This window comes from Sorangium sp. So ce281 (assembly GCF_051527395.1).
GTDB classification, from domain to species: Bacteria; Myxococcota_A; Polyangia; order Polyangiales; family Polyangiaceae; genus Sorangium; species Sorangium cellulosum_B.
Genome location: NZ_CP150322.1, coordinates 11709566 through 11733402, shown reverse-complemented (window position 1 = coordinate 11733402; position 23837 = coordinate 11709566). Strand labels below are relative to the sequence as shown.

General features: G+C 71.3%; 18 protein-coding genes and 1 pseudogene. 6 read left to right on the top strand and 13 right to left on the bottom strand.

From position 1 onward, the window contains the following. Positions 1-50: 50 nt before the first annotated feature. Positions 51-1133 carry a histidinol-phosphate transaminase gene (hisC, locus tag WMF27_RS45010; protein ID WP_437762711.1) on the top strand — a complete coding sequence of 361 codons (1083 nt, stop codon included), beginning with the start codon at positions 51-53 and terminating at the stop codon, positions 1131-1133. A 16-nt stretch (positions 1134-1149) separates the two neighbouring features. Here hisC and WMF27_RS45005 read toward each other — a convergent pair whose 3' ends face one another. Together WMF27_RS45005 and WMF27_RS45000 are read right to left on the bottom strand one after the other, a co-directional pair. Then, positions 1150-1887, bottom strand: coding sequence for a hypothetical protein (locus tag WMF27_RS45005; protein ID WP_437762712.1), 738 nt, complete (start codon positions 1885-1887; stop codon positions 1150-1152). A 317-nt stretch (positions 1888-2204) separates the two neighbouring features. After that, a complete protein-coding gene (locus WMF27_RS45000; protein ID WP_437762713.1) occupies positions 2205-3398 on the bottom strand; it encodes a cytochrome P450 in 1194 nt (397 codons plus the stop codon). Positions 3399-3440: 42 nt separating this feature from the next. Here WMF27_RS45000 and WMF27_RS44995 point away from each other — a divergent pair, with 42 nt between their 5' ends. Together WMF27_RS44995 and WMF27_RS44990 are read left to right on the top strand one after the other, a co-directional pair. Further along, positions 3441-4187, top strand: a complete 747-nt coding sequence (locus WMF27_RS44995; protein WP_437762714.1) for a helix-turn-helix domain-containing protein — start codon at positions 3441-3443, stop codon at positions 4185-4187. 87 nt (positions 4188-4274) lie between these two features. Then, positions 4275-5447, top strand: coding sequence for an aminotransferase class V-fold PLP-dependent enzyme (locus tag WMF27_RS44990; RefSeq protein ID WP_437762715.1), 1173 nt, complete (start codon positions 4275-4277; stop codon positions 5445-5447). A 174-nt stretch (positions 5448-5621) separates the two neighbouring features. On the opposite strand, the gene WMF27_RS44985 is transcribed toward WMF27_RS44990, so the two are convergent. The 5 genes from WMF27_RS44985 to WMF27_RS44965 form a co-directional block, all read right to left on the bottom strand. Continuing rightward, the gene (locus WMF27_RS44985) at positions 5622-6869 is read right to left on the bottom strand and encodes a phosphatase domain-containing protein (RefSeq protein WP_437762716.1); all 1248 of its coding nucleotides are present in this window, start codon (positions 6867-6869) and stop codon (positions 5622-5624) included. Positions 6870-6952: 83 nt separating this feature from the next. Beyond that, the gene (locus WMF27_RS44980) at positions 6953-8293 is read right to left on the bottom strand and encodes a PAS domain-containing protein (RefSeq protein ID WP_437762717.1); all 1341 of its coding nucleotides are present in this window, start codon (positions 8291-8293) and stop codon (positions 6953-6955) included. A 785-nt stretch (positions 8294-9078) separates the two neighbouring features. Further along, positions 9079-10497, bottom strand: a complete 1419-nt coding sequence (locus WMF27_RS44975; RefSeq protein ID WP_437762718.1) for a c-type cytochrome — start codon at positions 10495-10497, stop codon at positions 9079-9081. Further along, positions 10494-12842 carry a PKD domain-containing protein gene (locus WMF27_RS44970; protein WP_437762719.1) on the bottom strand — a complete coding sequence of 783 codons (2349 nt, stop codon included), beginning with the start codon at positions 12840-12842 and terminating at the stop codon, positions 10494-10496. The genes WMF27_RS44975 and WMF27_RS44970 overlap by 4 nt, the downstream gene beginning before the upstream one ends. Positions 12843-12845: 3 nt before the next feature. Next, positions 12846-14594, bottom strand: a complete 1749-nt coding sequence (locus tag WMF27_RS44965; protein WP_437762720.1) for an Ig-like domain-containing protein — start codon at positions 14592-14594, stop codon at positions 12846-12848. A 433-nt stretch (positions 14595-15027) separates the two neighbouring features. Here WMF27_RS44965 and WMF27_RS44960 point away from each other — a divergent pair, with 433 nt between their 5' ends. After that, positions 15028-16329 carry a glycoside hydrolase family 43 protein gene (locus tag WMF27_RS44960; protein ID WP_437762721.1) on the top strand — a complete coding sequence of 434 codons (1302 nt, stop codon included), beginning with the start codon at positions 15028-15030 and terminating at the stop codon, positions 16327-16329. A 58-nt stretch (positions 16330-16387) separates the two neighbouring features. Here WMF27_RS44960 and WMF27_RS44955 read toward each other — a convergent pair whose 3' ends face one another. The 5 genes and pseudogenes from WMF27_RS44955 to WMF27_RS44935 form a co-directional block, all read right to left on the bottom strand. Beyond that, entirely contained in the window at positions 16388-17773 is a 1386-nt protein-coding gene (locus WMF27_RS44955; protein ID WP_437762722.1) for a phosphatidylglycerol lysyltransferase domain-containing protein, read from the bottom strand. Between the two features lie 104 nt (positions 17774-17877). Beyond that, positions 17878-18981 (bottom strand): hypothetical protein, encoded by a 1104-nt coding sequence (locus WMF27_RS44950; protein ID WP_437762723.1) that lies wholly within the window; start codon positions 18979-18981, stop codon positions 17878-17880. Then, positions 18978-19568: an RNA polymerase sigma factor gene (locus tag WMF27_RS44945; protein ID WP_437762724.1), complete on the bottom strand. Its 591-nt coding sequence runs from the start codon at positions 19566-19568 to the stop codon at positions 18978-18980. Before WMF27_RS44945 ends, WMF27_RS44950 begins: the two co-directional genes overlap by 4 nt. A 216-nt stretch (positions 19569-19784) precedes the next feature. Beyond that, positions 19785-20131, bottom strand: a pseudogene (locus WMF27_RS44940) (zinc-binding dehydrogenase); the annotation flags it as partial. A gap of 7 nt (positions 20132-20138) precedes the next feature. Further along, positions 20139-20378, bottom strand: a complete 240-nt coding sequence (locus tag WMF27_RS44935; RefSeq protein ID WP_437769929.1) for a helix-turn-helix transcriptional regulator — start codon at positions 20376-20378, stop codon at positions 20139-20141. A gap of 217 nt (positions 20379-20595) precedes the next feature. Here WMF27_RS44935 and WMF27_RS44930 point away from each other — a divergent pair, with 217 nt between their 5' ends. Then, positions 20596-21366: an HAD family hydrolase gene (locus WMF27_RS44930; protein ID WP_437762725.1), complete on the top strand. Its 771-nt coding sequence runs from the start codon at positions 20596-20598 to the stop codon at positions 21364-21366. Between the two features lie 90 nt (positions 21367-21456). Here WMF27_RS44930 and WMF27_RS44925 read toward each other — a convergent pair whose 3' ends face one another. After that, positions 21457-22176, bottom strand: coding sequence for an RNA polymerase sigma factor (locus WMF27_RS44925; protein ID WP_437762726.1), 720 nt, complete (start codon positions 22174-22176; stop codon positions 21457-21459). 150 nt (positions 22177-22326) lie between these two features. Between WMF27_RS44925 and WMF27_RS44920 the strand changes: the two genes are divergently transcribed. After that, complete coding sequence (locus WMF27_RS44920; RefSeq protein WP_437762727.1) at positions 22327-23754, top strand: ATP phosphoribosyltransferase regulatory subunit; 1428 nt, start codon at positions 22327-22329, stop codon at positions 23752-23754. Positions 23755-23837: the final 83 nt, after the last annotated feature.

Below are 23837 nucleotides of genomic sequence, written 5' to 3'. Positions count from 1 at the left end.
CCGGCGAGCCGGCTCACTCCCCACGGCCAAGGTGTGATAGGGTGCGCGCTATGTCTGCGCTAGTTCTGCCCTCCGTCGAGCTGCTTTCGCCGTACGAGACGGGGAAGCCGCTCGACGAGCTCGCGCGCGAGCTCGGCGTGACGGACGCCGTGAAGCTCGCCTCGAACGAGAACCCGCTCGGCCCGAGCCCACGCGCCCTCGAGGCGGCGCGCCAGGCGCTCGCGAACGTGCACCTCTACCCGGACGGGGCGGCCTACCGGCTGCGCGAGCGGCTCGCGGCGGTCCACGGCGTCACGATGGAGGAGATCGTCCAGGGAAACGGCTCGAACGAGCTCCTCGACCTGATCGTGCACGCCTTCGCGACGCCCGGGTCGCACATCGTGTTCGCCGACCCGGCCTTCGTCGTCTACAAGCTCGCCGCGCTCGCCTACGGCGTCCCGTTCACGGCCGTGCCGCTGCGCGACCTGCGGCACGACCTCGAGGCCATGGCCGCGGCCGTCACGCCGAAGACGCGGCTCCTGTTCATCGCGAACCCGAACAACCCGACGGGCACGCACGTGGGCCGCGCCGCGGTCGAGCGCCTGCTCAGGGAGCTCCCGCCCGAGGTGATCGTGGTCATGGACGAGGCGTACATCCAGTACGCGGACGCGCCGGACTTCCCGGACTCCATGCGCCTCCGCGGGCTCCGCGAGCGGCTGCTCGTGCTGCGCACCTTCTCGAAGATCTACGGCCTGGCGGGCTTCCGCGTCGGCTACGCCGTGGGCCCGGTTCAGCTCATCGACTACCTGAACCGGGTGCGCGCGCCGTTCAACGTGAGCGCGCTGGCGCAGGCGGCCGCCGTCGCGGCGCTCGACGACGCCGAGCACGTCGAGAAGAGCCGCGCGCTGAACCTCCGCGAGCGCGAGCGGCTCACGCGCGAGCTCACGCGGCTCGGGCTCTCGGTGGCGCCGAGCCAGGCGAACTTCGTGCTCGTGGACGTCGGGCGTCCGGCGCGCCCGGTGTACGACGCCTTGCTCCGGAAGGGCGTCATCGTGCGGCCCTTCGGCAACCTGCCGACCAGCCTTCGGGTCACCATCGGCACCGAGCGCGAGAACCAGCGCTTCCTCGACAGCCTGTCCGCAGCGCTGGCCTGACCCGGCGAGCGGCGCGCTACCAGCGCCTCGCCTCCGGCGGCGCGCAGCGCACTGCAGCGCGCAGCATGCCGCCGAGGCGCAGCGGAACGAGCGTGATGAGGCCGGGCTCCTCCGCGGCGCCGGGGCGCGACGAGAGAAAATAGCGCACCGATGGGTTCTCGTGGACGTGCAGGAAATCGCAGCCGCCCGCCGGCTCGGCCGCCATCTGCCCGACCTCGAAGACGAACGGGCTACCTCGATCGTTCGCCTCGGGGTCGAACGAGGAGGCGAGCCTGGACATGAGATCGTCCGCGCCCTCCAGCGGGCTCGTGCGCGCGATGTCGAGGAAGCGCGAGAACAGCGCATAGCTCGACGGGTGAGCCTGCGAGCACAGGCAAAACACGGGTCGACCCGGGTGAGCGAGCATGTACCGGATCAGGCGCAAGAGGACGTGGCGGAGGACGACATCGTCGCCGACGTGCTCGCCGAGCGCCCCGGACTCGCCGCGGAAGATCGCGATCTGCGCGCCGGAGGGCTCCGGATCCATGATCTGAACCGCGAAATAGCCGATGATCTGGCCGCCTGCGCCCCTGTGGACCACGACGGCACCGTGCTCCGCGCCAGCGTCGATGACGTGGGTGGCGAAGCTCTTCTCCCGCCGCGCGCCCTCGAAGATCACGCGGCGTAAGCCATAGAGCTCGTCGATGAGGCGCTGCCTCTGATCCGGCGACATCTCCCGCGGAACAAGAACCTCGACGGAGCTCTGGTCTTTCATCGAATCCTCCATGCCTGCCCATCCCGATGGCCCACCTCGGCCGCGGGACGGCGGTCCGCTGGGCGCCGTCAGCGTCGTTCATGCGGTCGACGCCGGCGCCATCAGCGCCATCGGATTCAGCAAGGGTGGTGCCACCGGTGCGAGGAGCGGCGATGACGCCACAGCTGTCCCGCGTCGCCGGCGTCCGAGCCGCGCGCGGCGCGCCCGCCCGAGCTCGGCGACGCGGCGGATTCAGGCGTCTATCGCTGTACAGCGGCTGCGTTCGCCGGAACGCACGGCGGAGCGGGTGAGGCCGGCGGGCATCAGGCCGGCAGGCATCAGCCTGGAGCGCCGCCGAGGCGCGGCCCCGGCGTGAAGCGGATCGGCAGGCGGGTCGGGCCGTGCACGTGGATCGCCCGGCGCGGCTCCCACGGCGCGTCGCTCGCGAGCTCGAGGCCGCCGAGCCGCGCGACCAGATCGGAGAGCGCGACCCTCGCCTCGAGGCGCGAGAGCGGCGCCCCGATACAGAAGTGAATGCCGTGCCCGAACGCGATGTGCGGGTTGGGATCGCGCCCGATGTCGAAGCGGTCAGGGTCGCAGAATTGCTGCGCATCTCGGTTGGCCGAGCCGATCATCGCCAGCACCGCCTTGCCGGCGGGGATCACCTGGCCGTGCATCGGGACATCGCGCCTCGTCACGCGGAACATCGCCTGGACCGGCGAGCGGTAGCGCAGCACCTCCTCGATCGCGGAGGGCAGCAGATCGGGCGCGGCGCGGAGGCGGGCGAGCTCGTCCGGGTGCTCGAGGAAACACAGCATCGCATTGCCGATCAGGTTCGTTGTCGTCTCGTGGCCGGCCACGAGGAGGAGCTGGAAGAAGCCGAGGATCTCGTCCTCGTTCAACCGCTCTCCGTCCACCTCGGCCTCGACGAGCCTGGTCAGGAGGTCATCCTCGGGCGCCGCCCGCCGCTGCTCGATGAGGCCTCTCAGGTAGGCCTGCATCTCGGCCGTCACCGCGGCGAACTCGTCGAGCACCCGGGCCGCCTCCGCGCTGCCGGAGGCCGTGGTGCTGAGGTCCAGGATCACGTCGCTCCAGCGCTTGAACCGCGGCTGGTCCGCGATCGGGGCGCCGAGCATCTCGGCGATCACCAGGAGGGGGAGCGGGACCGTGTAGTCCTCGGCGAGGTCCATCTGGCCGCTCTCGATCGTCCGGTCCAGGAGCTCGCGCGACAGCCGGCGGATGCGCGGCTCGAGCCCCGCGACCGCGCGCGGGGTGAAGGCCCGCAGGACGATCGCGCGCAGCTTGGTGTGGCGCGGAGGGTCGGAGAAGATGAGCCACTCGGCGGTCCTGGTGCCCGGCGGCGACACGACCGAGCTGAACGCCTCGTGATCGTGGAGCGCCCGCTTCACGCCGTCGTAATCGAAGATCATCCACGCGTCGGACGGCGCGTAGTGGAGCACGGGAGAGCGGCTCCGGAGCTGGTCGTACGCGGGGTAAGGGTTGCGGCGCATCTCTTCCGAGAACAGGTTCATCACTCACGACCTCCAGCGGAGGCCAGGGTAGGATCAGGGTACGTGGGTCGCTTGAACGAATCCCGGATCGGCGCCGTGATCGCGGACGCCTTCGCGGTGCGCGCCTCGACGGCGATGAGGTCGACCCCCCACGCCGAGCACGGCGCGGCGCTCCTTGTGGGGATCGAGCGCGAGGTGACCGTGACCGAGCCGGGCGGCGCGGTCGTGCGCGGGCGCGCGGTCGTGGTGCCCCCCGACCTGTGGCACGCCGCCGCGAGCCCCGGAGCGACGCTCGGGTTCCTGTACGACCCCCAGGAGATGCCGCACGTGGCGGCTCATGCGCGCTTGCGCGGCGGCCCCTGTCCGCTCGAAGGCCGGCTCCTCACGCGCCTCGACGGGGCCGTGGCGGCGCACCGCGCGTCCCTGTCGCGCCCCGACGTGCTCGGCGGCCTCGCGCGCGAGGTCGCGTCCTGGCTCGCGAGGGAGTCGCCGCGCGTCGCCCTGGATGGGCGGGTCGCCCGCGTCCTCGAGGCGCTGCGCGATCCGGCCGCGGACCGGCGCCACGCGGTCTCGCGCGCCGGGGTCTCCGAGGCGCACCTGCAGGCGCTGTTCGTGCGCGACGTGGGGCTGCCCATCCGCACCTTCCAGCTCTGGCGCCGGCTGCTCGTCGCGCTCGGGGCGTTCGCGCGGCTCGACGCGACCGGCGCCGCCCACGCCGCGGGGTTCGCCGACCTCGCGCACTTCTCGCGGACCTGCCGCCGCATGCTCGGCTACTCCCCGAGCGAGCTGCGCAGCGGGCTGATGGAATAGCCCTCACCGCGCTCCACCGGCGAGCCGCCGCGATTGACGTGGAGCCGCCCAGCCGGCAGCGTGTCGGCCTCTCGAGGAGACGACGTCATGACGATGGATATCGCCGCGCTGCGCCGCGACACCCCGGCCTGCGCCAGCGTCCTTCACTTCAACAACGCGGGTTCCTCGCTGCCTCCGGCCGTGGTGGTCGACACGGTGGTCGAGCACCTGCGCCGCGAGGCGACCCTCGGCGGCTACGAGGCCGAGGCGGAGGCGGGCGAGCGGCTCGAGGCGGTCTACGGCGCGATCGCCCGGCTGATCGGCGCGGCGCCCGGCGAGATCGCGCTGGTCGAGAACGCCACGCGCGCCTGGGACATGGCGTTCTACTCGCTCCGCTTCGGCCCTGGCGATCGCATCCTGACCGCGCGGACCGAGTACGCCTCGAACTACATCGCGTTCCTGCAGGTCGCGCGGCGCACCGGCGCGGAGATCGTCCCTGTCCCGAGCGACGAGCGCGGCGCGGTATCGCTGTCCGCGCTCGATCGCCTGCTCGACGAGCGGGTCAAGCTGATCGCCGTCACCCACGTCCCCACGAACGGCGGGCTGGTCAACCCGGCGGAGGAGATCGGCCGTCGCGCCCGGTCGGCGGGCGTGCCCTTCCTGCTCGATGCTTGCCAGTCGGTGGGGCAGCTGCCGATCGACGTCGAGGCGATCGGCTGCGATCTCCTGTCGGCGACCGGGCGCAAGTACCTGCGCGGGCCGCGCGGCACCGGCTTTCTCTATGTCCGTCGCGCGCTGCTCGACCGGCTGGAGCCGCCGTTCCTCGATCTCCACGCGGCCCGCTGGACCGCGCCGGATCGCTACGAGCTGCGGCCCGACGCCCGGCGCTTCGAGAACTGGGAGAGCTATGTCGCCGGCCGGCTCGGGCTCGGCGCGGCCGCGGAGTATGCGCTCCGGCTGGGCCTGCCGGCGATCCGCGACCGGGTAGGTGCGCTGGCCGAGCGCCTGCGCGAGCGGCTCTCCGAGCTCCCCGGGGTCGCCGTGCGCGACCTCGGCGAGCGGCGCTGCGGCATCGTGACCTTCACCCGGGCCGGCGAGGACGCCACGGCCATCAAGGCGCGGCTCGGCGCGCAGGCGATCCATGTCAGCGTATCGACCGCCTCCGGGACGCTGCTCGACTTCGAGGATCGCGGGATTCCCGATCTGGTGCGCGCCTCGGTTCATTATTACAACGACGAATCCGAGATCGACCGCTTCGTCGCCGCGCTCGCCGCGGCCTGAGCGGGGGGGAGGCCCGGGGCTGCGTCTGGGCATCGCTCGCCGTTCTCGACGCGCCTGATCATGCCTCGAAGAACCACGCAAGCAGACGTCCCTCGCCGCCCATGATGCCTGTCGGTCTACCATTTCGAGGCCCGGGCGGCTCTCGGCGCGGCTAGCCTGATACCCCCTGCCCCTTCACGGCTGTCCTGTCCGCAGCGAAGGCGGCAGCACCTCGTTCAGCCGCGCGACGTCGCGCGCCATCTCGAGGCGGCGCGGCTCCTGGTCCGCCTGCGACGGGAACGGGATCGCAGCGAACGCCGCTATCGTGGCCTCGGCCACGCGCGCCGCGCCCTCGGGGCCGAGGAGGCCGAGCTCGAGGGCCACGAGCGCGGCGCCGATGTAGGTATCGAACAGGTGAACGCCGGAGGTCGCGAGCTCCCTCCGCGCGAGATCGGGTGTCGCGACCACGTCGTGGATGAAGATCGCCCTGACCACTTCCGGCGCGAGCTCGAGCATGCGCTGGCCGAAGTGAATATCGCCCTGCCCGCTGTCGCCGACGAAGACGAAATCGTACTCGGGGTACAGCCGCCGGTACTCGAGGAAGTTCTCGAGCTTCTTCTCCGCGATCGTGCGGTTGCCGATGAGGCGCGTGAACGAGCCCGCGAGCACGGTCGCGGCGAGCTGACCGCGCTCGGCGAGCGCCTTGATGGTCGCGTCCTCGACGAGGCCGAGGCGGTCGCCGGGGCGGGCGGTGACGAAGGTCAGATCGCCGGCCCGCCCGGGCACGGGGCCAGGGCCGCGGTCGAGCTCCGCATAGAACTGCAGGACGCCGGGATAGACGGTCTTCTTCGGGTACCGGGCGTCCTTCCAGTTCGCATAGAACGTATCGTCGATATCGGACAGGATCTTCACCTCGCGCCCCGAGACCGAGCCTGAGGCCGCCTCCTGCGCGAAGTGCGCGAGGAGCTCCTCGCGCAGGGAGTCGTCGTCGATATCGTGGTAGAAGAGCTGGTGAAGGTCGCGGTAGCCGCCGCGGCCGTCGAGCGCGTTCTTGAGCCGCGTGACGTCCGCGCCGCGCGTGCCGAGCCAGAGGCGGCGCAGCGCCCGCTCGTCGAGGCTCCCCGTCCGGCCGCGCTGCAGCGCCGAGACGAGCGCCGCGCGCGCCGGGATCCCGAGGTCGCCGAGGCGCTCGGCGGTCAGGAGATCGAGCAGCGCCGTGCGGTTGTCGGGCCCGATGAGGCGATCGTCGATGTCTCCGAGCAGGGCGGGCAGATCGAGCTGGAGGAGCAGCTGATCGAGCTCGACGGCGGTCGAGCCCGCGAGGATCTCCAGGATCCGCCGCTCGTCGTCCCGATCGGTGTGGGAGGCCATGCGCTGCCGGATCTCGTCGAGCTTCGACAGCACCGACGGGATGGGCGCGCCGGGAGAGGCGTCGATCGTCATGGGATCCTGACAACGTAACCGATCCGGCGGGCGCTGGTAGCCTCCCGGCCAGGCGGCCCGAGCTCCTGCTCTCCCAGACGGATTCAACCCGCTGACCGCTGGTTCCCCGGGTGGCGGAGGGCGTGCGCGATGCCGCTTTGCAGGGTGCCCAGCGTGGTGATACCGGACAGATCCGCGCCGAGGGTGACCAGCGTCTGCGCCACCTCCGGGCGCACGCCGGTGAGCACCACGCGCGTGCCGAGCAGCTGGGCGGCGCGCGCTGTCCGCGTCAGCGCATCGGCGACGTGCTCGTCGACCGCGCGCACGCCGGTGACGTCCAGGATCGCGGTGTGCGCGCTCTGGCTGCTGATGCCGGACAGCAGCGTCTCCATGATCTGCGCTGCGCGCGCGCTGTCGATCGTCCCCACGAGCGGCATCGCGACCACCCGGTCGGCGATCGGGATGAGCGGCGTGGACAGCTCCCGGAGGGCCGCCTGCTGGGCGACGATGATCTTCTCCTGCAGCGCGGCCCGCTCGGCCTCCGCGTGCCTCAGCGAGGTGGTGTTGGTGACGACGCCGCCGAGGCCGATCGGCTCGCCGCGCCCGTCGAGGATCGGGAACTTGACGGTGGAGAAATGAATGCTCGTGTCGCCGAGCAGCAGGACCTCTTCGTACTGCATCGCCTTTCCCCCGGCCATCACACCGTGCTCTCTCGCCGCGACCTCCTCGATGGCCTCGGGGGCCAGGGGGCTCAACTCGAATTCATCCTTGCCGATCACCTCGACGACGTGCCTCTGGAAAACCTCGGCGTGAGCTCGGTTGGCGAAGACATAGCGCCCGTCGGTGTCCTTGACGAAGATCGAATTGCGCGAGTGGTCCAGCAGCTGGAGGAGCAGCTGAAGCCGCCCGAGCAGCACGTCCTCCCTCCACGGTGGCTCGCCGGCGTCCTCGACGATCGCCGCGATCTCACGCGCGCCGCCGCCGTCGTCGCGCAGCGCCGCGTAGGTCCACCGGAAGAGGCGCGCCTGCCCGTCTTTCGTCCTGCCCTCGCTCGTGGCCGAGGCGAACCGGTTCTCCGCCCAGTCGAGCACGAGCGCACGCACCGCGTCCGGGGACACGGGATCTGCGCCCACGAGCTCGGAGAGCCTGCGGCCGACGGCCTCGCCCTCGCTCCAGCCGAAGACACGTTCGGCGCCATCGTTCCAGCGCGTCACCACGCCATCGGGACGCCAGTGGATCAGCGCCGGCGCCGGGGTCAGCAGCCACGCGAGCGCGCCGCAGGCGGCGTGAGCGTCCGCGCTCGCCGCGTCGGGCCGCGCTGCTCCCCCGGCCGCGCCGCCGCTCGACCGCTCCGCCAGCGCGCTCTCCAGCTCCTCGACGCGCGCGCGCAGCGCCGCGATCTCTGCCCTGAGCCGCCCGGTTTCCCCCAATCCATCCTCTGTCATTCGCTAGATGCTGGATTGTATCCAGAGCGCGCCCGGCGTTGCAAGATAGATATCCCGAAGAGCACGCGAGATCCGTACGCCGGCACACGACGACGCGGCCGATCGCGACATTCCCCAAACGACCGACGGGATGGGCGCGGGGCTGCGCGGCTCACCACGAAGCCGTGAGATGCGAAGTTCGACAGGAGAGCCTGTGTAGCTGGTCACCTGCGTATTGATCCCGGGGCCGAAGAGGATCGGCGCATGCAAGAAGCCGCCTTCACCCAGGCGTTCAGGCCTGAAGATCGTGTAAGTTTCCGCTGGGCCCCGCGCTCCGCTCCACCGTCGTCGCGAACGGCCCCTCGGCGGAGTCATCGGTGATCGGCGGGAGCGGCGAGCCACCGGCTCCGCCCGCTCCGGCGCCGCCGTCCCCTGCTCCCCCCGCGCCCGCTCCGCCCATTCCGCCGTCGCTCACGTCGGCGCCGCCGCTGCCGCTGGCAGCGCCACCTGACCCAGCGGTCACGCTGGTCGACGCCCGCTGGCCGCTGACACGCTCGAGCTGCCCGAGCCCGCGGCTTGCGCCGCGCCGCCGCTCTCTTCGCCGCACGCCAGCATCGCGACGCTCGAGAGCAAGCAGAAGACATGGAAGCGCCAGACGGCTTTCTTTTCGTGGTACACGGTGCCCCTCGGGTACGTCACGCCAGCGCGAAGCGGGCAAGGCAATGCAGGCCCTGGAGCGCCGAATGTGAGCGCTCACATTTCCGGCGTCAATCCCAAACTGGCGCGCGGCGGTCGCGCGGACGGCGCTACTTGGCCAGCTCTTCGATGGCCGCGGCGAGCTCCGCGGGGGGCAGCGCGTCGGCGGCGCGCCACGGCGGCATGCGCAGCGGCGAGGTCGCGGGCTCCTGCAAGCGGAAGATGGCCTTGTCCTTCGCCTCTCGCGACATGCCGTCCAGGTCCTTCACGTTGAACTTGGCGCGGTTCAGCGCCGGGTTCCCGCGACCGTCGTGACAGCGCGAGCAGAGCTGCGTGAGCACGGCGCGCCCGCTCGCCCCCGGCGGCGGCACCAGGCCGAGCTTCACCTTGGCGTCCGCGGAGAAGAGGTCGCGCAAATCGAGCAGGGATTGTCGCGGGGCCGCGCCCGTCACCACGTCGAGGTAGGACCGGGTCCGCTCCGCGCGGAGCGCGGGATCCGTCACGTCCACGAGCGGGTAAGGCACCGAGATCGAATCACCCGCCAGCGACACGGCGAACTGCTTCTCCCAGATCGCGCTCGACGAGCCGGCCTTGGCCTCGGCCTCGATGCGCGGGTCGAACGCGTTCGGCTGCGCCGCCTGGCCTTCGGCCACGAGCAATGCCTCGAGCTGCGCGCCGCTGCCCTCGTCGATGGCGTTCTGGATGGTCGCGGTGGGGATGCCGCCGTACTGCGCGTCCTCTGCGTGGGCTTCCAGGAACTGCGCCGTGAGCACCCGATCGGACTCCGTGCGCTGCACGAAGCGCTGCGGAAACCAGTGCATCCAGGGGAACTCCAGCTCCTGCATGCGCAAGATCTTCCTCGTGCCGTGGCCGCCGGGCTGGTGGCACGAGCGACAGTCGAACGACGTGTTCTCGACGTCTTCCTCGCTGTAAATGCTGAACGCGGTCCAGCCGTGCTCTATCTCTTCGGTGAGCAGGCTCGCCAGATCGCAGCTGCCGTCGTAATCACACTGCCGCTCGAACGTGAACAGGTAGAAATTGTAGTCACCGGTCGAGAGGTCGCGGCTCACGATCTCGACGAAGGGCTCACCGCGAACGAAGCCGAGCGCGGTCATTTCGGCCGGCCTCTCGCGCATCTCGGTCACGCGCGGAAAGACGATGAGGCGCGGATTGATGGCGGACACCGAGCTCTTCACGAGCGAGGTGGAGTTGCCGGTGAGCGCGAAGGCGCGATCTTCGTCGAGCTTCGCGACGCCGAGCAAGCTGGCGAGGTCCGTGATGTTCGGCCGGGGCGCGGCGCACACCGCCTGCCAGAAGCTGTCGCCGCGCGGCGTCGCGCAGAGCGCGCGGTGCTGCGCCTCGCGCCTGGGTAGGTTCGACAGCTCCGGGTCGGGAGCGTTCACGGACGGCAGCGTGTCCCAGTCGGTCGTCGCCTCGCCCGTGTCGTCTGTGGCAACGCCCCCGCCGATCTCGCCGACGCACGCCGCCAGCAGCAGCGAAACCGCGCACAGGCTCTGCGTGCGCCTCACGCGGGCCTCCCTCGGCGGGCGCCGAGCGTCATCAACCCCGCCACGAGCGCGAACGAGAGCAGCGGCGCGTGGCGATCGCCGCGCCCGCCCGCCGCGCTGCAGCCAACAAGGCCCTCCTCGCTCGGCTCCTCACCCGCGCCGTCATCCTCGCTCGGCTCCAGGTCGACGGTGCCGTCCAGCTGCTGCACGTAAGCGATGAGCTGCCCGAGCTCGGCTTCGCTGAGCGCGCTGATGAAGGCGTGGCGATCTTCGGCGTTGGCCGTGACGAGGACGTCGCGCAGCGTTGGCGCGGAGCCGTCGTGCAAGTACGGCGCCGTCTCCCAAACGCCGTTCAAGGTCGGCGTGTCGATCCCGAACAGCGGCTCACCGGCGCGCAACCCAGAAGACGCCTTCACGGTGCCGACGTCGTGCAGCTTGCCACCCGCGCTGTCGGTTCCGTCGGGGCCCGTGTGGCAGAAGCCGCACCCCAGGCGCTTGAAGATGGCGCGACCCGCGACGCCGTCCTGGGTGAGCGAGCCGTCGGCGTCGCGAAAGGGGCTCGGGTGGTACGTGTCGAGCGAGCCGAGGAACGCCGCCAGCGCGTCGAGCTCGGGGCTCAGACCGGCCTTCCTGTCGCCGCGCGGCGTGCCGACGGTTCCCACGGCGAGCTGCTCGTCGGTCAGGAAACCCTTCCCGCCGAACAGGTGGCGGATGTTATCGTCAGAGTCCTGGATCTCGTCGAAGCTGCCGCTCCAGTTGACGTTGCCGTGGCCCGTGCCGCGCCGTCCGAGCAGCGAGACGGTGTTGCGAAGCCCCTCCCCCACGCTGCCGAAGTCCCAGACTCGCCCATCCTCCGCGCCGTCGAAGTGACACGACGCACAGCTGATGTAGCCCTGGTCGCTCATGCGTATGTCGGCTGAGTTGAAGAACAGCTGCTTGCCGCGCAAGACCTGCGCATCGAGCTTCTCCGCAGCGACGGTCGGAATGTCGGCCAGCTTCTTGGTGATGAGGTCGTGCGAGCTGACGATGTCGGCGACGTCGTAGACCGCCACCGTACGGCTGAGCGACGCGTGCACGAACAGCCTGTCGGTCTCGGTGAGCGCCAGGCCGCGCGGAGCAAAGCCCGTCTCTTTCAGCGCGGTCACGAATTCGCCCGTGTAGGCGTCGCGAACCTCCACCAGGGCCGAGCCGGCGACGCTGACGAACGCATAGTCGCCGAGCGGCGTGAACACGACCTGGTTGGGTAGATTGCGATCGTCCAGGTCGATGCGCCGCGCGACGTCTTCAACGCCCTCCGCGAGGTTCAACAGCGCCACGAGCGGCCGCACCGTGTTGTCGTCTGTGAGATCGAGCTGATCGCGAAATGGACCACGGAAGATGTTGTCCTTCTTGCCCGGCACCCACGCGAACATGCCGTCGGGCGAGAGCCCCACCGAAAACAGGTAGTTCGGCAGGCCACGCCCTTGTTGATCCGTGTCCTCCGTCGTGGTGTCCGCCGCGAGCTCGAAGCGCGTGCTCACCTGGAAGGTCGCCGCGTCGATGCGCGCCACCTCGCCGTGGCTGTCCTCGGAAATGAAGCGTGTGACGTAGATCTGCGAGCCGTCGTGCGACACCGAGACGCCCCGCGGCGTACCGCCGAGCGAAAGCTCGCCCACGACGGCGCCGCTCGCCACGTCCAGCTTCAGCAGCTTGCCGATCGCCATCAGCGTCACGTACGCGGCGTCCCCGGCCGGGCTGATCGCCAGGCCCATCGGCTGCGACGCGTACGGCAGCATGACCTCGCTCTCGACCGCCAGCGACGTGGTGTCGATGATGGTGAGAGCGTGCGCGTCGCGGTGCAGCACCCACAGCTTGCCTTGCGCCGTGAGCGCGACCCCGACCGGGCCGCGCGCCACCGGCACCTCCGCGAGCTTGGCCAGCGCGTTCGCGTCGACCACGCTCACGCTGTCGTTCTCGTAGTTGGCCGTGTAGACCTTCGCGTTCGGCCGGTCGTAGACGAGATCGGTCGAGCCCGCCGCGCTGCCCGGGACGAGCGGCCGGTGCGCCGTGTGCACGAACGAAACGCTGGTGAACCCGACATTGTCTTTGACCGTCGCCAGCACCGGGTAGTGGCCCGGAGCGGCGTAGGTGTGCACCTGCTGCACGTCGTCGACCGTGAACTCGGTGCGTGTCTCGTCTCCCATGTCCCAGCGCACCTGCACGGGGCCGACCGCATCGCCGATCGTCAGGTCGAACGTGACGGCCTCGCCGGCGACCGAAGGCACGCGCTCGGCGACGCTGGCCGTGATGGCGTGCGCCAGGGTCGGCCAGGCCGCCACGGAGCAGATGCCTCCGAACAGGCCGAGGAGCTTCGGTAGCGAGCGCATGGCTCAGGGACCGGTCGTGAACGTTGACTTGAACTCGGCCGCGATGCCGTTACCGACGAGATCCTTCATACCGTCCTTCGGCAGGACGACCTCGTAGGTGGTGTTCGGCATCAGATCCTCGTCGGGGTCGAAGTTGACGATGCCCATGTACAGGCCGAACTTGCCCTTCACCTGCTGCCCGCCCACCGGCCTTACGATGAAGCTGCCGTTGTGAACCGTGGCGATCTCGACGTTGTCGGTGAGGCTGAGGCCGATGCGCGACTTCCTGGACAGACCCGTCGCCCCGTTCTTCGGCAGCACCGTGTCGACCGCCGGCGGCGTGGTGTCCGGCTCCGCGGAGTGCGCGGCGATGACCATGCCGCGGTAGGGCAGCTCGTCGTCGGCCAGCACCAGCAGGCTGCCGACCGGGATCGAGAACTGGTCGTCGCCGTTCGTGAACTCGAGCCGGCCCCAGATGCGGCTCTGGATCGACATCCGGTTGATGTTGTGCACGTCGATCTTGGAAACGCCGGCGTCCGGCCGCAGGTGACCCAGGAACAGATAGCCGTCGGAGAAGCTCATGTACTCGGACCCGGCGGGGTAGCCCTTGGCCCTGAACGCCGAGTCGGGCAGCGTGGCGAGGGGCGCGTTGGCCGCGCCGATGTCGGTGGGGTCGGTCAGCACGTCCCACACGCGCAGCGGCGACTGTACGTAGACGTGCTTACCGTACAGGCCACAGATGTAGGTCTTGCTCGGGGTGATGAAGTCGAGCGCGACCGGGTTCATCGGATCGCTGATGTCCATCGTCGCGATGCCGCCGTTGTCCTTGGGCGTCGTGATGACGAGCGTATTTCCGACGGCCCACAGCGGGCCGGCGCTCACGCCGCCGAACTGCGAGATCGGGATCTTCTTCACGACCTTGACGTCTTCGGGATCCGCGGCGTCCAGGATGTGCAGGCCCGTGTTGGTGCCGCCGACGTAGATGACGCTGCCCTGCCAGTACATGCCCCAGACGGCGTCGGTGAAGTCGCCATAATTGACGCCCTCGAGCCGGACGAGCTTCACGTGACGAGGCGCGCGGGCGTCAGTAACGTCCCAGATGTCGACGCCCGTGCCCGAGGTGGTGACCTGGTAAAACTTGTCGCCGTAGCGACCGAGCGAGGTCTGGTGCGATTCCGCCTCGCCGACGCCCTTCGGCCCTCCCCTGGGATTGAAGCCAGGGCTCTGCATGCGCGAGAGCATCTGCGGCTTGGCCGGATCGGCGATGTCGTAGAAGACGATCTCGGCGTTGCCGGCGCCTTGAACGTAGCCGTTGATGACGATCGGCTGGTTCTGGTGGTGGCCCTCCTCGAGGGTCGGCGACACCAGGCCATCTCGCCATCTGTCACGCGGCAGGTTGACCTTGTTCGCCGGCATCGGAATGTTCGGTATCTTGCCTTCCGGGGCGGTGATCGTGTCCGGGTCGATTCCGCCCGAGCCGCCGCTTCCGGTCGTGGCGCCTCCACCCGAGCCGCTCGTGGCGCCGCTGCTCGTGGCGCCGCTGCTCGTGGCGCCGCCGCTCGTGGCGCCGCCGCTCGTGGCGCCGCCGCTCGTGGCTCCTGTCGCCGGCGCTGGGGCTGCGCCGCCGCTGCCCACCACCACGGATGTGGTGTCACCGGAGCCACCGCCGTCATTTCCTTCCGGTGAGTTGAGGTCCCCGCCGGAACACGCCGCGAGCAGGGCGGCAAACGATGAAAAGCCGAGCCAACGTAGTTCCATCCTCGTCGAACGCATGCCTGACCTCTTCTGTAGCGTGTAAGTCATGATAGGTGGCCATCCCGACGGAAGGCGGAGCCGACAGCCCCCACTACGATCGCGCGGGCACACGGGCTCACGAACGCACGACGCGCCCCCCGCAAATGAATCGGTTAAGTCGTTGGCGATTGTGAACGTTCACATTTTGGATGTCAAGCGCGATCGGCCGCACGCGTTTTGACACGATCCGGCGGCTCCCCCCGCAGGCTTCGGTGCGAAGGAGGGCCCTACGACCGGCCGCCGCTGCGCCCTGCTCGGGATCGAGGATCGCCGGTTTTCAATTGACGCCACAAATGTGAACGCTCACATTGACTGGTGGGGTACTGGACTTCCGAACGGTACAGCTTGGCGTGGTGGTGCTCGCCGTCGCCATGATCGTCGTGTTGGATAGGCTGATGAGGAGGTGCTCGACATGGACTACGCTCGTTCGAAGCTGATTGCTGGTCTTCTACTTTCAGCATGGCTCGGGGCTTGCGACGGTGGTGAGGAGAAGCCGGACACGGCGGCCTCTGGCCCAGGAACGTCGTCATCGAGCTCCAGCAATAGCTCGAGCAGCAGCGGCGCAGGCGGCAGCGGAGGTGAGGGCGTCAGCAGTGGCACGGTGGGCAGCGGCGGCGCAGGCGGCAGCGGCAGCGGCGGCGCAGGCGGCGGCGGCGCAGGCGGCAGCGGCGGCGCGGAAGGCGGCGGCGGCGCAGGCAACACGCCGCCCCCGGCAGAGTTCGACAACCCCATCATCAAGCACGATGCGCCAGATCCGACCAGCGGTCCCGGAGACTACATCTTCACCGCGGACGGCGCGGCCATGGTCTGGGACAACAAGGTCTACCTCTATACCGGCCATGACGAGCAGGCCGAGGGTGCAGAGGGCTACCGCATGTTCGACTGGCGGCTCTGGACATCGTCCGACATGATCCACTGGGAGAACAAGGGCGCGGTGATGCGCTACAATGTGTTCTCCTGGGCTCACGGCGGCGACTCGACGGGCAACGCCAATGCCGCTCAGGTGGTCGAACGCGACGACGAGGACGGTAACCCGAAGTTCTACTTCTACGCGCCGGTGGAGGGCGGCCAGTCCGACTACGGGATCTCGATCGGCGTCGCGGTCGCGGACAAGCCGGAAGGGCCGTTCAAGGACGCACGGGGGATCCCGCTCGTCTTCCTGGCCGACACCGCCGGCACGGCGGACCATTCGTGGCGAAACCTCGATCCGACGGTGTTCGTCGACGACGACGGCCGGGCCTACATGTACTGGGGGAATGGGGTCTTGTACTGGGTCGAGCTCGAGGACGACATGATCCACCTGAAGGGTGAGACCTACACGACCGACGGCAGCGGGAAGATGCAGAACCGCAGCCTCGGCGACGCGCAGATTCACGTGCTCAAGAACATCCCCGACTACACCGAGGCGCCTTTTCTGTCCAAGCACGGCGGCCTCTATTATTTGACCTACGCTTCGGGGTTCCCGGAGAGCATCTCCTACGCGACCAGCACGTCGCCGGAGGGGCCGTGGCAACATCGGGGCGTCATCCTGGATCCGGTGCCGAACAGCAGCACCATTCACCAGTCGCTCTTCGAGTTCAAAGGGGCCAGCTACCTCACGTACCACAACGCCGCGCTGCCGACCGGCGGCAGCTACCGGCGATCCACGTGCGTCGATCGCGCCTACTACAACGACGACGGGACGATCCGGAAGATCGTCCCGACACACAGGTGATTCGCACGGCACGAGCCGGCTCTGACGATCCTGGAATACCCCTCATCGCCGTAAGAGCCTATCCGAAGCGCCGCTCCGGCTTGTGCATCCGCGCGCTCCAGAGCAGCGCCGCCGCGACCGCCGGCGCCGCCACCGCCGTCGCCACGACCGCGGCCTCGAACGCCCCCCGCGCCCGCGGCACGTTGAACAGCAGCGCCTGCGCCAGCGTCAGCGCCGCGTCGCAGGTCACCAGCGCGGCCAGCGCCAGCGAGAGCCTCTGCCCGTACCGGCGGCTCAGCCGCAGCATGGCGGGCGCGAGGCCCACGTCGAACGCCACCCACGCCCATTTCACGGCGGGTGACGGGAACCACCGCGCCACGGGCGCGAGCGCGAGCAGCGCCGTCCACGGGACGAGCAGCCAGCCGAGCACCTCGAAGATCACGGCCGGCCCGCGCAGCAGCGTCGCGAGCCCGAAGCGCAGGAGCCCCCCGCGCGAGAACGCCGCGAGCGTGTCGTAGATGGCCACGAGGCCATGGCCGCCCGGCGGGACCGCCAGGTAAATCGGCGCCCATCCGTCGGGACGCAGCTTCGCCTTGAACGCGTAAAGCCCCTGGAAATCGTACAGGCGAGCCCCGATCCGCCGCGCCGCGCGCAGCCCGCGCCGCACGGGCCCGGCGAGCGGCGCAAGGCCGAGCGTCACATACAGGCACTCCTCCGCCGCGGCGGCGCGCATCGCCTGATCGACGAGCAGCTCCGTGGTGCCGTTCGGCGCGGACGGGTCGCGGAGCAGGTCCTCCAGAAAGAGGCCGCGCCGCGCGTACACGGGCACCGCTGCGAGGAAGCCGACCACGGCGCCTCCGGCCTCCGCCACGACATAGCGCCGCTCGCCCGCGAACGAGAACGGCTCCAGCTGCACGAGGAAGCCCATGGGCGCCATCGGCCGCGACGAGGCCCAGCGCGCCATGAGGCGCTCCACCTCGCCCCGCAGCGGGCTCCCGGGGTCCTCGAGCTCGCCGCGGCTCACCGAGCGCGCGACCACGCCCTTCGCGCGCGCGCGGCGGAGCTGCTCGCGCAGGCTCCGGCTCGACCGGAGCACGCCGCTCCAGCGCGCCGGTTCCCACACCGGCTGCTCGCCGACGAGCATCGCGCTCCACGAGACCCGCTCGCAGAACCGCGCCTCCGCGCCGAAAAGGCACGCCCGCCGCCCCTCCGCCGCGGCCGCCTGCACGAACGCCTGCGCGACCTCGGCCAGGTGCTCGGCCGCCGTGATCGGCGCGCCGGCGGCGACCCAGGCGCCGCCGGTATCGACGTAAGCGACGCAGGCGTCGTCTCCATGGAACCAGTAGCGAAAGTCGGACTCCAGGGTCTGGAACGAGGTCGCGTTCCATCCGTGGCGTTTGAGCAACGCAAGGACGCGCTCGCGGTCGGAGCGCTGGTTCGGCGGCGGCACGGTCCGTCGGAGCATACCTCAGGGGCGCGTGGCCGGCGCCGCGCGCGCCCGTGCTCCCCGAGCAACAGCAGCGCATGGACGCGGTTTTGCGCCGCGCGATGGCGAGGCCCCCTCCGGTATCAATCTGAGGGGCCATTCCTCCGGTGCGCGGATCCTTCGCTCGCGTCGAGCCCGGCAGCCGACTCGACGCGATCGGCGTGAGGGCTGCCCGGATGCGCCTCGAGGAAGCGCCGCGCCGCCGCGTGTGCGCCCGCGCGATCTCCCTTGCTCGCCAGCGCCTCGACGCGGATCGCGGCGGCCTCGTCGGAGAGCTGAGCGCTCGGGAACTCGCGCGCGTGGCGAGCCAGGAGCGCGAGGGCGGCCGTTGGATCGCCGCGTCGCAGCGCGCGCCGCGCGGTGTCGAGCAGCGCCAGCTCGGAGGCCAGCGTCGGCGCGTTCCTTTCGCGTGCGCGCGGGCTGTTCGCCGCCGGGGCGGCAGGAGCCGGGGCGGCGGGCGCGGCCATGAGCGGAGCGTCGTCCGCTCGCTGCTCCTCCGGGACGCGCTCGTGCAGCTCCGCCTCGGCCGCGCCAGGCGCGCGTGGCGCGGCGAGCGCAGCCGGCGCGCTGGACGCCTCCTGAGCGCGCCTCGCGGGCATCGGCGCGTCGACGTGCGTCCATTCCGCGACCCCGAGCGTGAGGACCCCCGCGAGCGCGCCGATCCCGAGCGCGCTCAAGATCCCGCTCCCGCCCGCCACGGCCGCCACCTTCAGCGCGGCGCTCGCCCCCGCCGCGGCCGCGCCCCCCGCCCCCGCGGCCGCGCCCCCTGCCGCCCCCGCGCCCCCCGCCGCGGCCGCGCCCCCCGCCCCCGCGCCCGCGCCCCCCGCCGCGGCCGCGCCCCCCGCCCCCGCGCCCGCGCCCGCGCCCCCTGCCGCGGCCGCGCCCCCTGCCGCGCCCGCGCCCCCTGCCGCGGCCGCGCCCCCTGCCGCGGCCGCGCCCCCTGCCGCGGCCGCGCCCCCTGCCGCGCCCGCGCCCCCCGCCCCCGCGCCCGCGCCCCCTGCCGCGGCCGCGCCCCCCGTCCCCGCCGCGGCCGCGCCCCCCGTCCCCGTCACGGCAGCCCCGACCCCGACCGCGACGAGCATTCGCCGGGTCAGGCCGCCCGGCGGACTCTCGTCGAGCGCCGCGCGGAGGAGCGTCGTTCGCAGAGCACTCCCCTTCTGGTCCAGAAGGCGCTCGGGATCGGTCATGGCGATTCACCTCGGAAATGGGCCCGCGCCTCTATCCGCCTCACGGCGGCCTGGAAGTGCTCGCGCGCCCGGCGGAGGCGAGACGCGACCGTGCCTGGCGGAAGATCGAGCAGCGCCGCGATGTCCGCCGTCGTCATCTGCTCCAGCTCGAACAACACGAAGACAGCGCGCTGCTCGAGGGCCATCGTGTCGAGGATGGCATCGAGCATCGCGCGGGCGCGAGCGCGATCCATCATCTCCTCGGGGTCCGGCGCCGGGTCGACGCGCTCGCAGGGCGCTTCCTCCAGCACCTCCCGGCGCCGCTGCTGGGTTCTCCGCGCGCGCGAGGCGATCCGCAGCGCCGTGCTGAACAGGAACGCGGCCTCCCGGCCCGATTCGATGTCCCCGAGCCGCCGGGCCGCCACGAGGAAGACCTGCTGCGCCGCGTCCTCGGCGTCGGCGCGCGGAACGCCGAGCCGCACAAGCGAGCGCCAGACGAACGCCGAATGCTCCATCACGAGCCCGGTGAGGCGCCCGGCCGCCGCCCGGCTGTCGGGCGGAACTGCGGCGGGGAGCTGCATCAGGGTCAGCGCTTCACCACGGCTCACGCCTTGTGCAATCTCCGGATCGAGGCAACTCGATCACAAAATCGACAGGTCAGCGCGGAGCAGCGACACATGGTGACCGCGGGCACTTCGTGGATGAGCTGCGCCGGGCGCTCGAACCAGCATGAGCGCCACACCAGCGGAAATTGCGGTCCTTATTGCACGTCGACGCGCACAGGCGCGCTGGGCGTGGGCTCCCCGTTCCACATCGGTGTCGCCTCACGCGCGGAGCACGACCGCGCGCGCAGCGCATTCGTCGTCGCCGGCGCTCGTGGTCACGACGACGCTTCCTCTCTTGTGCCCTTGTTCGACACGGGCGTGGGCCTCGGCCATTCGCTCGAGCGGATAGCGTCCTTCGATGACCGCGCGCACCCTGCCGGCCCCATCGAAGATGACGTCGCAGGCACGTCCGGCGCGGGTGGAGCCCTCCCGGCGTAGTCGATGACGTGATCGGCCCCCACGGACTTCACGAGGTCCAGGTCCGCCGTGCTGCAGACGCCGGTGACCTCCGCGCCAAAGGCCCTCGCGAGCTGCACCGACACAGCGCCGACGCCGCCGGAAGCACCGTTGTTCTCAGCCCCGCTCGCCCGGCGCGCCACCTTTCCACTGAAAGACGTGCTCGAGCGGCACGCCGAAGGCCGCCGCGATGCGGAAGGCGACCTCGAGGGAGGGCGAGTAGCGGCCCTGCTCGATGGCGACGATGGTTTGACGGGTGACGCCGACCTTCTCGGCCAGCTCCGCCTGGGTCATCTCGCCCGCCTGAAACCTCAGCGCGCGAATGACGTTGGTGATCTGAGGCTGCCCCTTGCCCATGCCGCGTTCCATTCCTTGAACGTCATCTCGCCCTCCGAGGCAACGCGTCCTTATTTCCTCGCGGTTTCGCCCCGCGCCGCGCCCCGGCGCCCGCTCTCGGCCGCGCTGGTTCGAGGCGCCAGCGATCCCTGGCGGGGCTGCTGAAACCTCGAACAGGTAACTGACCGGCGAACCAATGTCAAATTTACGATACATAGAGTCGTAATTAATGGACACCGTGTCCGGTTTCTATGACACCTGGGTGCTCGCCGTACCTTCCGTCAACGAGGGCGCCAGCGTAGGCTCTCTGGCGATGCTCACTCCCACGGTGGTCGTGTTCGACCTGGACGGTACGTTGATCGACAGTCGGGGCGACATCGTGGCGGCGGTGAACCATGCGCTGGTGGCGACGGGCCGGACCCCGCTGCCCGGGCAGGTGATCGTCCGGTACGTGGGCGACGGCGCGCGCGCGCTGTGTGCGCGCGCGGCCAGGCTCCCCGAGACGTCCGAGAGCGTCGAGGACGTCCTCCGCCGCTTCCTCGACTACTACGCGCGACACCCGCTCGACTTCACCCGCTGGATGCCCGGCGCGCAGGAGATGCTCGAGAGGCTCTCTGACCTCGGCGATCTCGCGCTCTGCGTCTGCACGAACAAGCCGCGCTCGACCACCGACGCGGTGCTCGCCGCGCTCGGGGTCGGCGCGCGCTTCCGCGCGGTGGTCGCGGGCGGCGACGTCGCCGCCAAGAAGCCAGATCCGGCGCCGCTGCTCCACCTCGCGGCGCGCCTCGGCGTCCAGCCGCGCAAGATGGTGATGGTCGGCGACGGCCCCCAGGACATCGAGTGCGCTCGCCGCGCGGGCGCGCGATCGATCGCCGTCCTCGGCGGCTTCGCATCGCAAGACGAGCTCCTCGACGCCCGCCCCGACGTGCTCCTCCGTACCATGGGAGAGCTCTGGGACGTCCTCCGCCGCTGGCGCGACGCGACGGTCAGGCTCTCCACCGTTCGTTAGCTGCACACCCCCCCCGGGTGGTGCGCGTCGGATCTGCGCGCGGCCAGCCTCCCTCCCCGCACGCGCAGGACGTCGCCGCCTGCGCGCGCCTCAGGCCGCGACGCCCTCGGCGATCTCGCGCCCGAACGCGGTCGCGTTGAGGATCGCCCGCAGGCGCACGCGCGCCCGGTGGAGCCGCGAGCGGACGGCGCTCTCGCTCACGGCGAGCTTCTGCGCGATCTCCTGGAGGCCGAGGTCCTCGTGGTAGTGCGCGAGCACCACGTCGCGGTAGTCGTCCGGCAGCTCGCAGAGCGCCTCGCGGACGTACGCCTCCCGCTCCGCCGCGGACGCGGCGTCGTCCTCGCCGATCGTGCTGCGCATCGTCGGCAAGAGGCCGAGCTCCTCGAAGTCGAGCCCCTCGACGATGCGCGCGCGCTGCCGCCGCTGCGACCGCATCAGCATGAGCGCCTCGTTCGCCGTCACGCGGAAGAGCCACGTCGTGAAGCTCGAGTCGCCGCGGAACGAGCGGATCGTCCGCACCACCTGCAGCAGCGTCGACTGCACGAGGTCGAGCCGATCCTCGTCGGACACGGGGTAGCGCGCGAGCTGCCGCTCCACGTGCGGGCGAATGAGCCGCGTGAGCTCGTCGAGCGACTCCCGATCGCCGTCCTTCGCCCGACAGATGACCTCGGCGAACGGCCCCGCGCTCGCGGCGCGGGGCGAGGGGCGCGACCCGACCGCGCCGGGCGGGGTGAGACCGCAGGGCGCCAGAGGAGTCTCAGGCCTCGTGCTGGCGCTCGGTACATCGGTCGGAACGGCGGTCAGAGCCATGAGCCATCTCTCCGTCGGGGGCGCCGCGTGCGCTTCCGGCCCACGGGCCCGGTGGTGCGCACCGACCAGCAAAGGCCTTGCCACGGCAAGCTCAACGGACGTGCGCGCCGCGTGCGCACCGCGTGCTCAGCCGGTATAAGCGGGGCCACGATGTCCAGCGACGCTCCGCGATGGGAAGCCCCCCGAGGGGGAAACAGCCACGTTCCGACGCCCGAGGTGGACCGGCCAGCGCCGTCCGCCTCCACCCCGCCGCGTGCGCTGGCCCACCCGCTGCCGGCCGGGATGCGCGATCTGCTCCCGGAGGAGGCGCGGCGCCGGCGCGCGCTCGCCAAGCGCGTGCTCGATCACTTCGTGCTCTGCGGCTACCAGCCGGTCTCGCTGCCCGCGTTCGAGTTCGCCGAGGTGCTCGAGCGCGGGCTCGGCACGCTCGACGCCGCGGACGTGCTGCGCTTCATCGAGCCCGAGTCGGGCGAGGTGGCGGCGCTCCGCCCGGACATGACCCCGCAGATCGCGCGGCTCGTGGCCACGCGGCTCGCGGACGCGCCCCGCCCCATCCGCCTCTGCTACGAGGGCACGGTCCTCCGCCGCCGCCAGGGGCGGGCGCGGCGCCACCGGCAGATCCCGCAGGCCGGCGTCGAGCTCTACGGCGTCGGCACGCTCGCCGGTGAGCTCGAGATCCTCCGCCTCGCCGCCTCCGCGGCGCGGGAGGCCGGCCTGGAGCACTTCGTGGTGGACCTCGGCCACGCGATGATCGCGCGCGCGCTGATCGAGGCCGTCCCGGCGGGGCTCAGGGCCGAGGTCACGGAGGTGCTCGAGCTGAAGGACGCCTCCCGCCTCGCCGCCGTGCTCGCGAGCCCGAAGGCCGCCGACGTCCCGCGCCCCATCGTCGCGGCCATCGCCGCGCTGCCGGACCTCGCGGGCGGCGGCGCGGCTGACCCGGACGGCGCCGCGGTCTTCGACCGCGCCACGCGCCTGCTCACCGGCACGCCCGCCGAGGCGCCGCTCGCCGAGCTCCGCGCGCTCTGGGACGCGGCGAGGGCGAGCCCCGAGCTCGGCCCGGCGCTCCGGGTCGACCTCGGCGAGCTCCGCGGGCTGGCGTACTACACGGGTGCAATTTTTCACATACTGGCCGATGGCCCCGGGGAGGCGATCGCGGCGGGCGGGCGCTACGACATGCTGCTCTCCCGCTTCGGCCTGCCGATGCCGGCCGTCGGCTTCGCGCTGAACCTCGACGCGATGGCCTGGGCGCGCGACGTCGCGGGCGCGGCGGACGAGCCGGCGCTGCGGGTGCTCGTCGCCGTGCGGCCGGAGCGCGCCGCGTCGCTCGCGGCGGCGCTGCGGGGGCTGGGCCTCCCGGCCGTGACGCACGCGCCGGACCAGGATCCGGAGGGGTACGCGCTGTCCTGGCGGTTCTCCCACCTGGTGCGGGAGCGGGACGGGGCGCTGGTGGTCGAGGCGACATCCGGCGGCGGCGAGGCCGCGACGAGCGCGAGCGCCGTTCCGGCGACGCTCGACGACGCCGCGGCGGCCCAGGCGATCGTGCTGAAGACGGGGGCAGGACGTCCGGGCGGCAAGTAGACGCTCGCTCGGCAAGCGAGCCTGGGGTAAAGGCGAACCTGGACCCGGACGGAGCCGCTCGGAGTGACGAGCGGGCCGAGGCC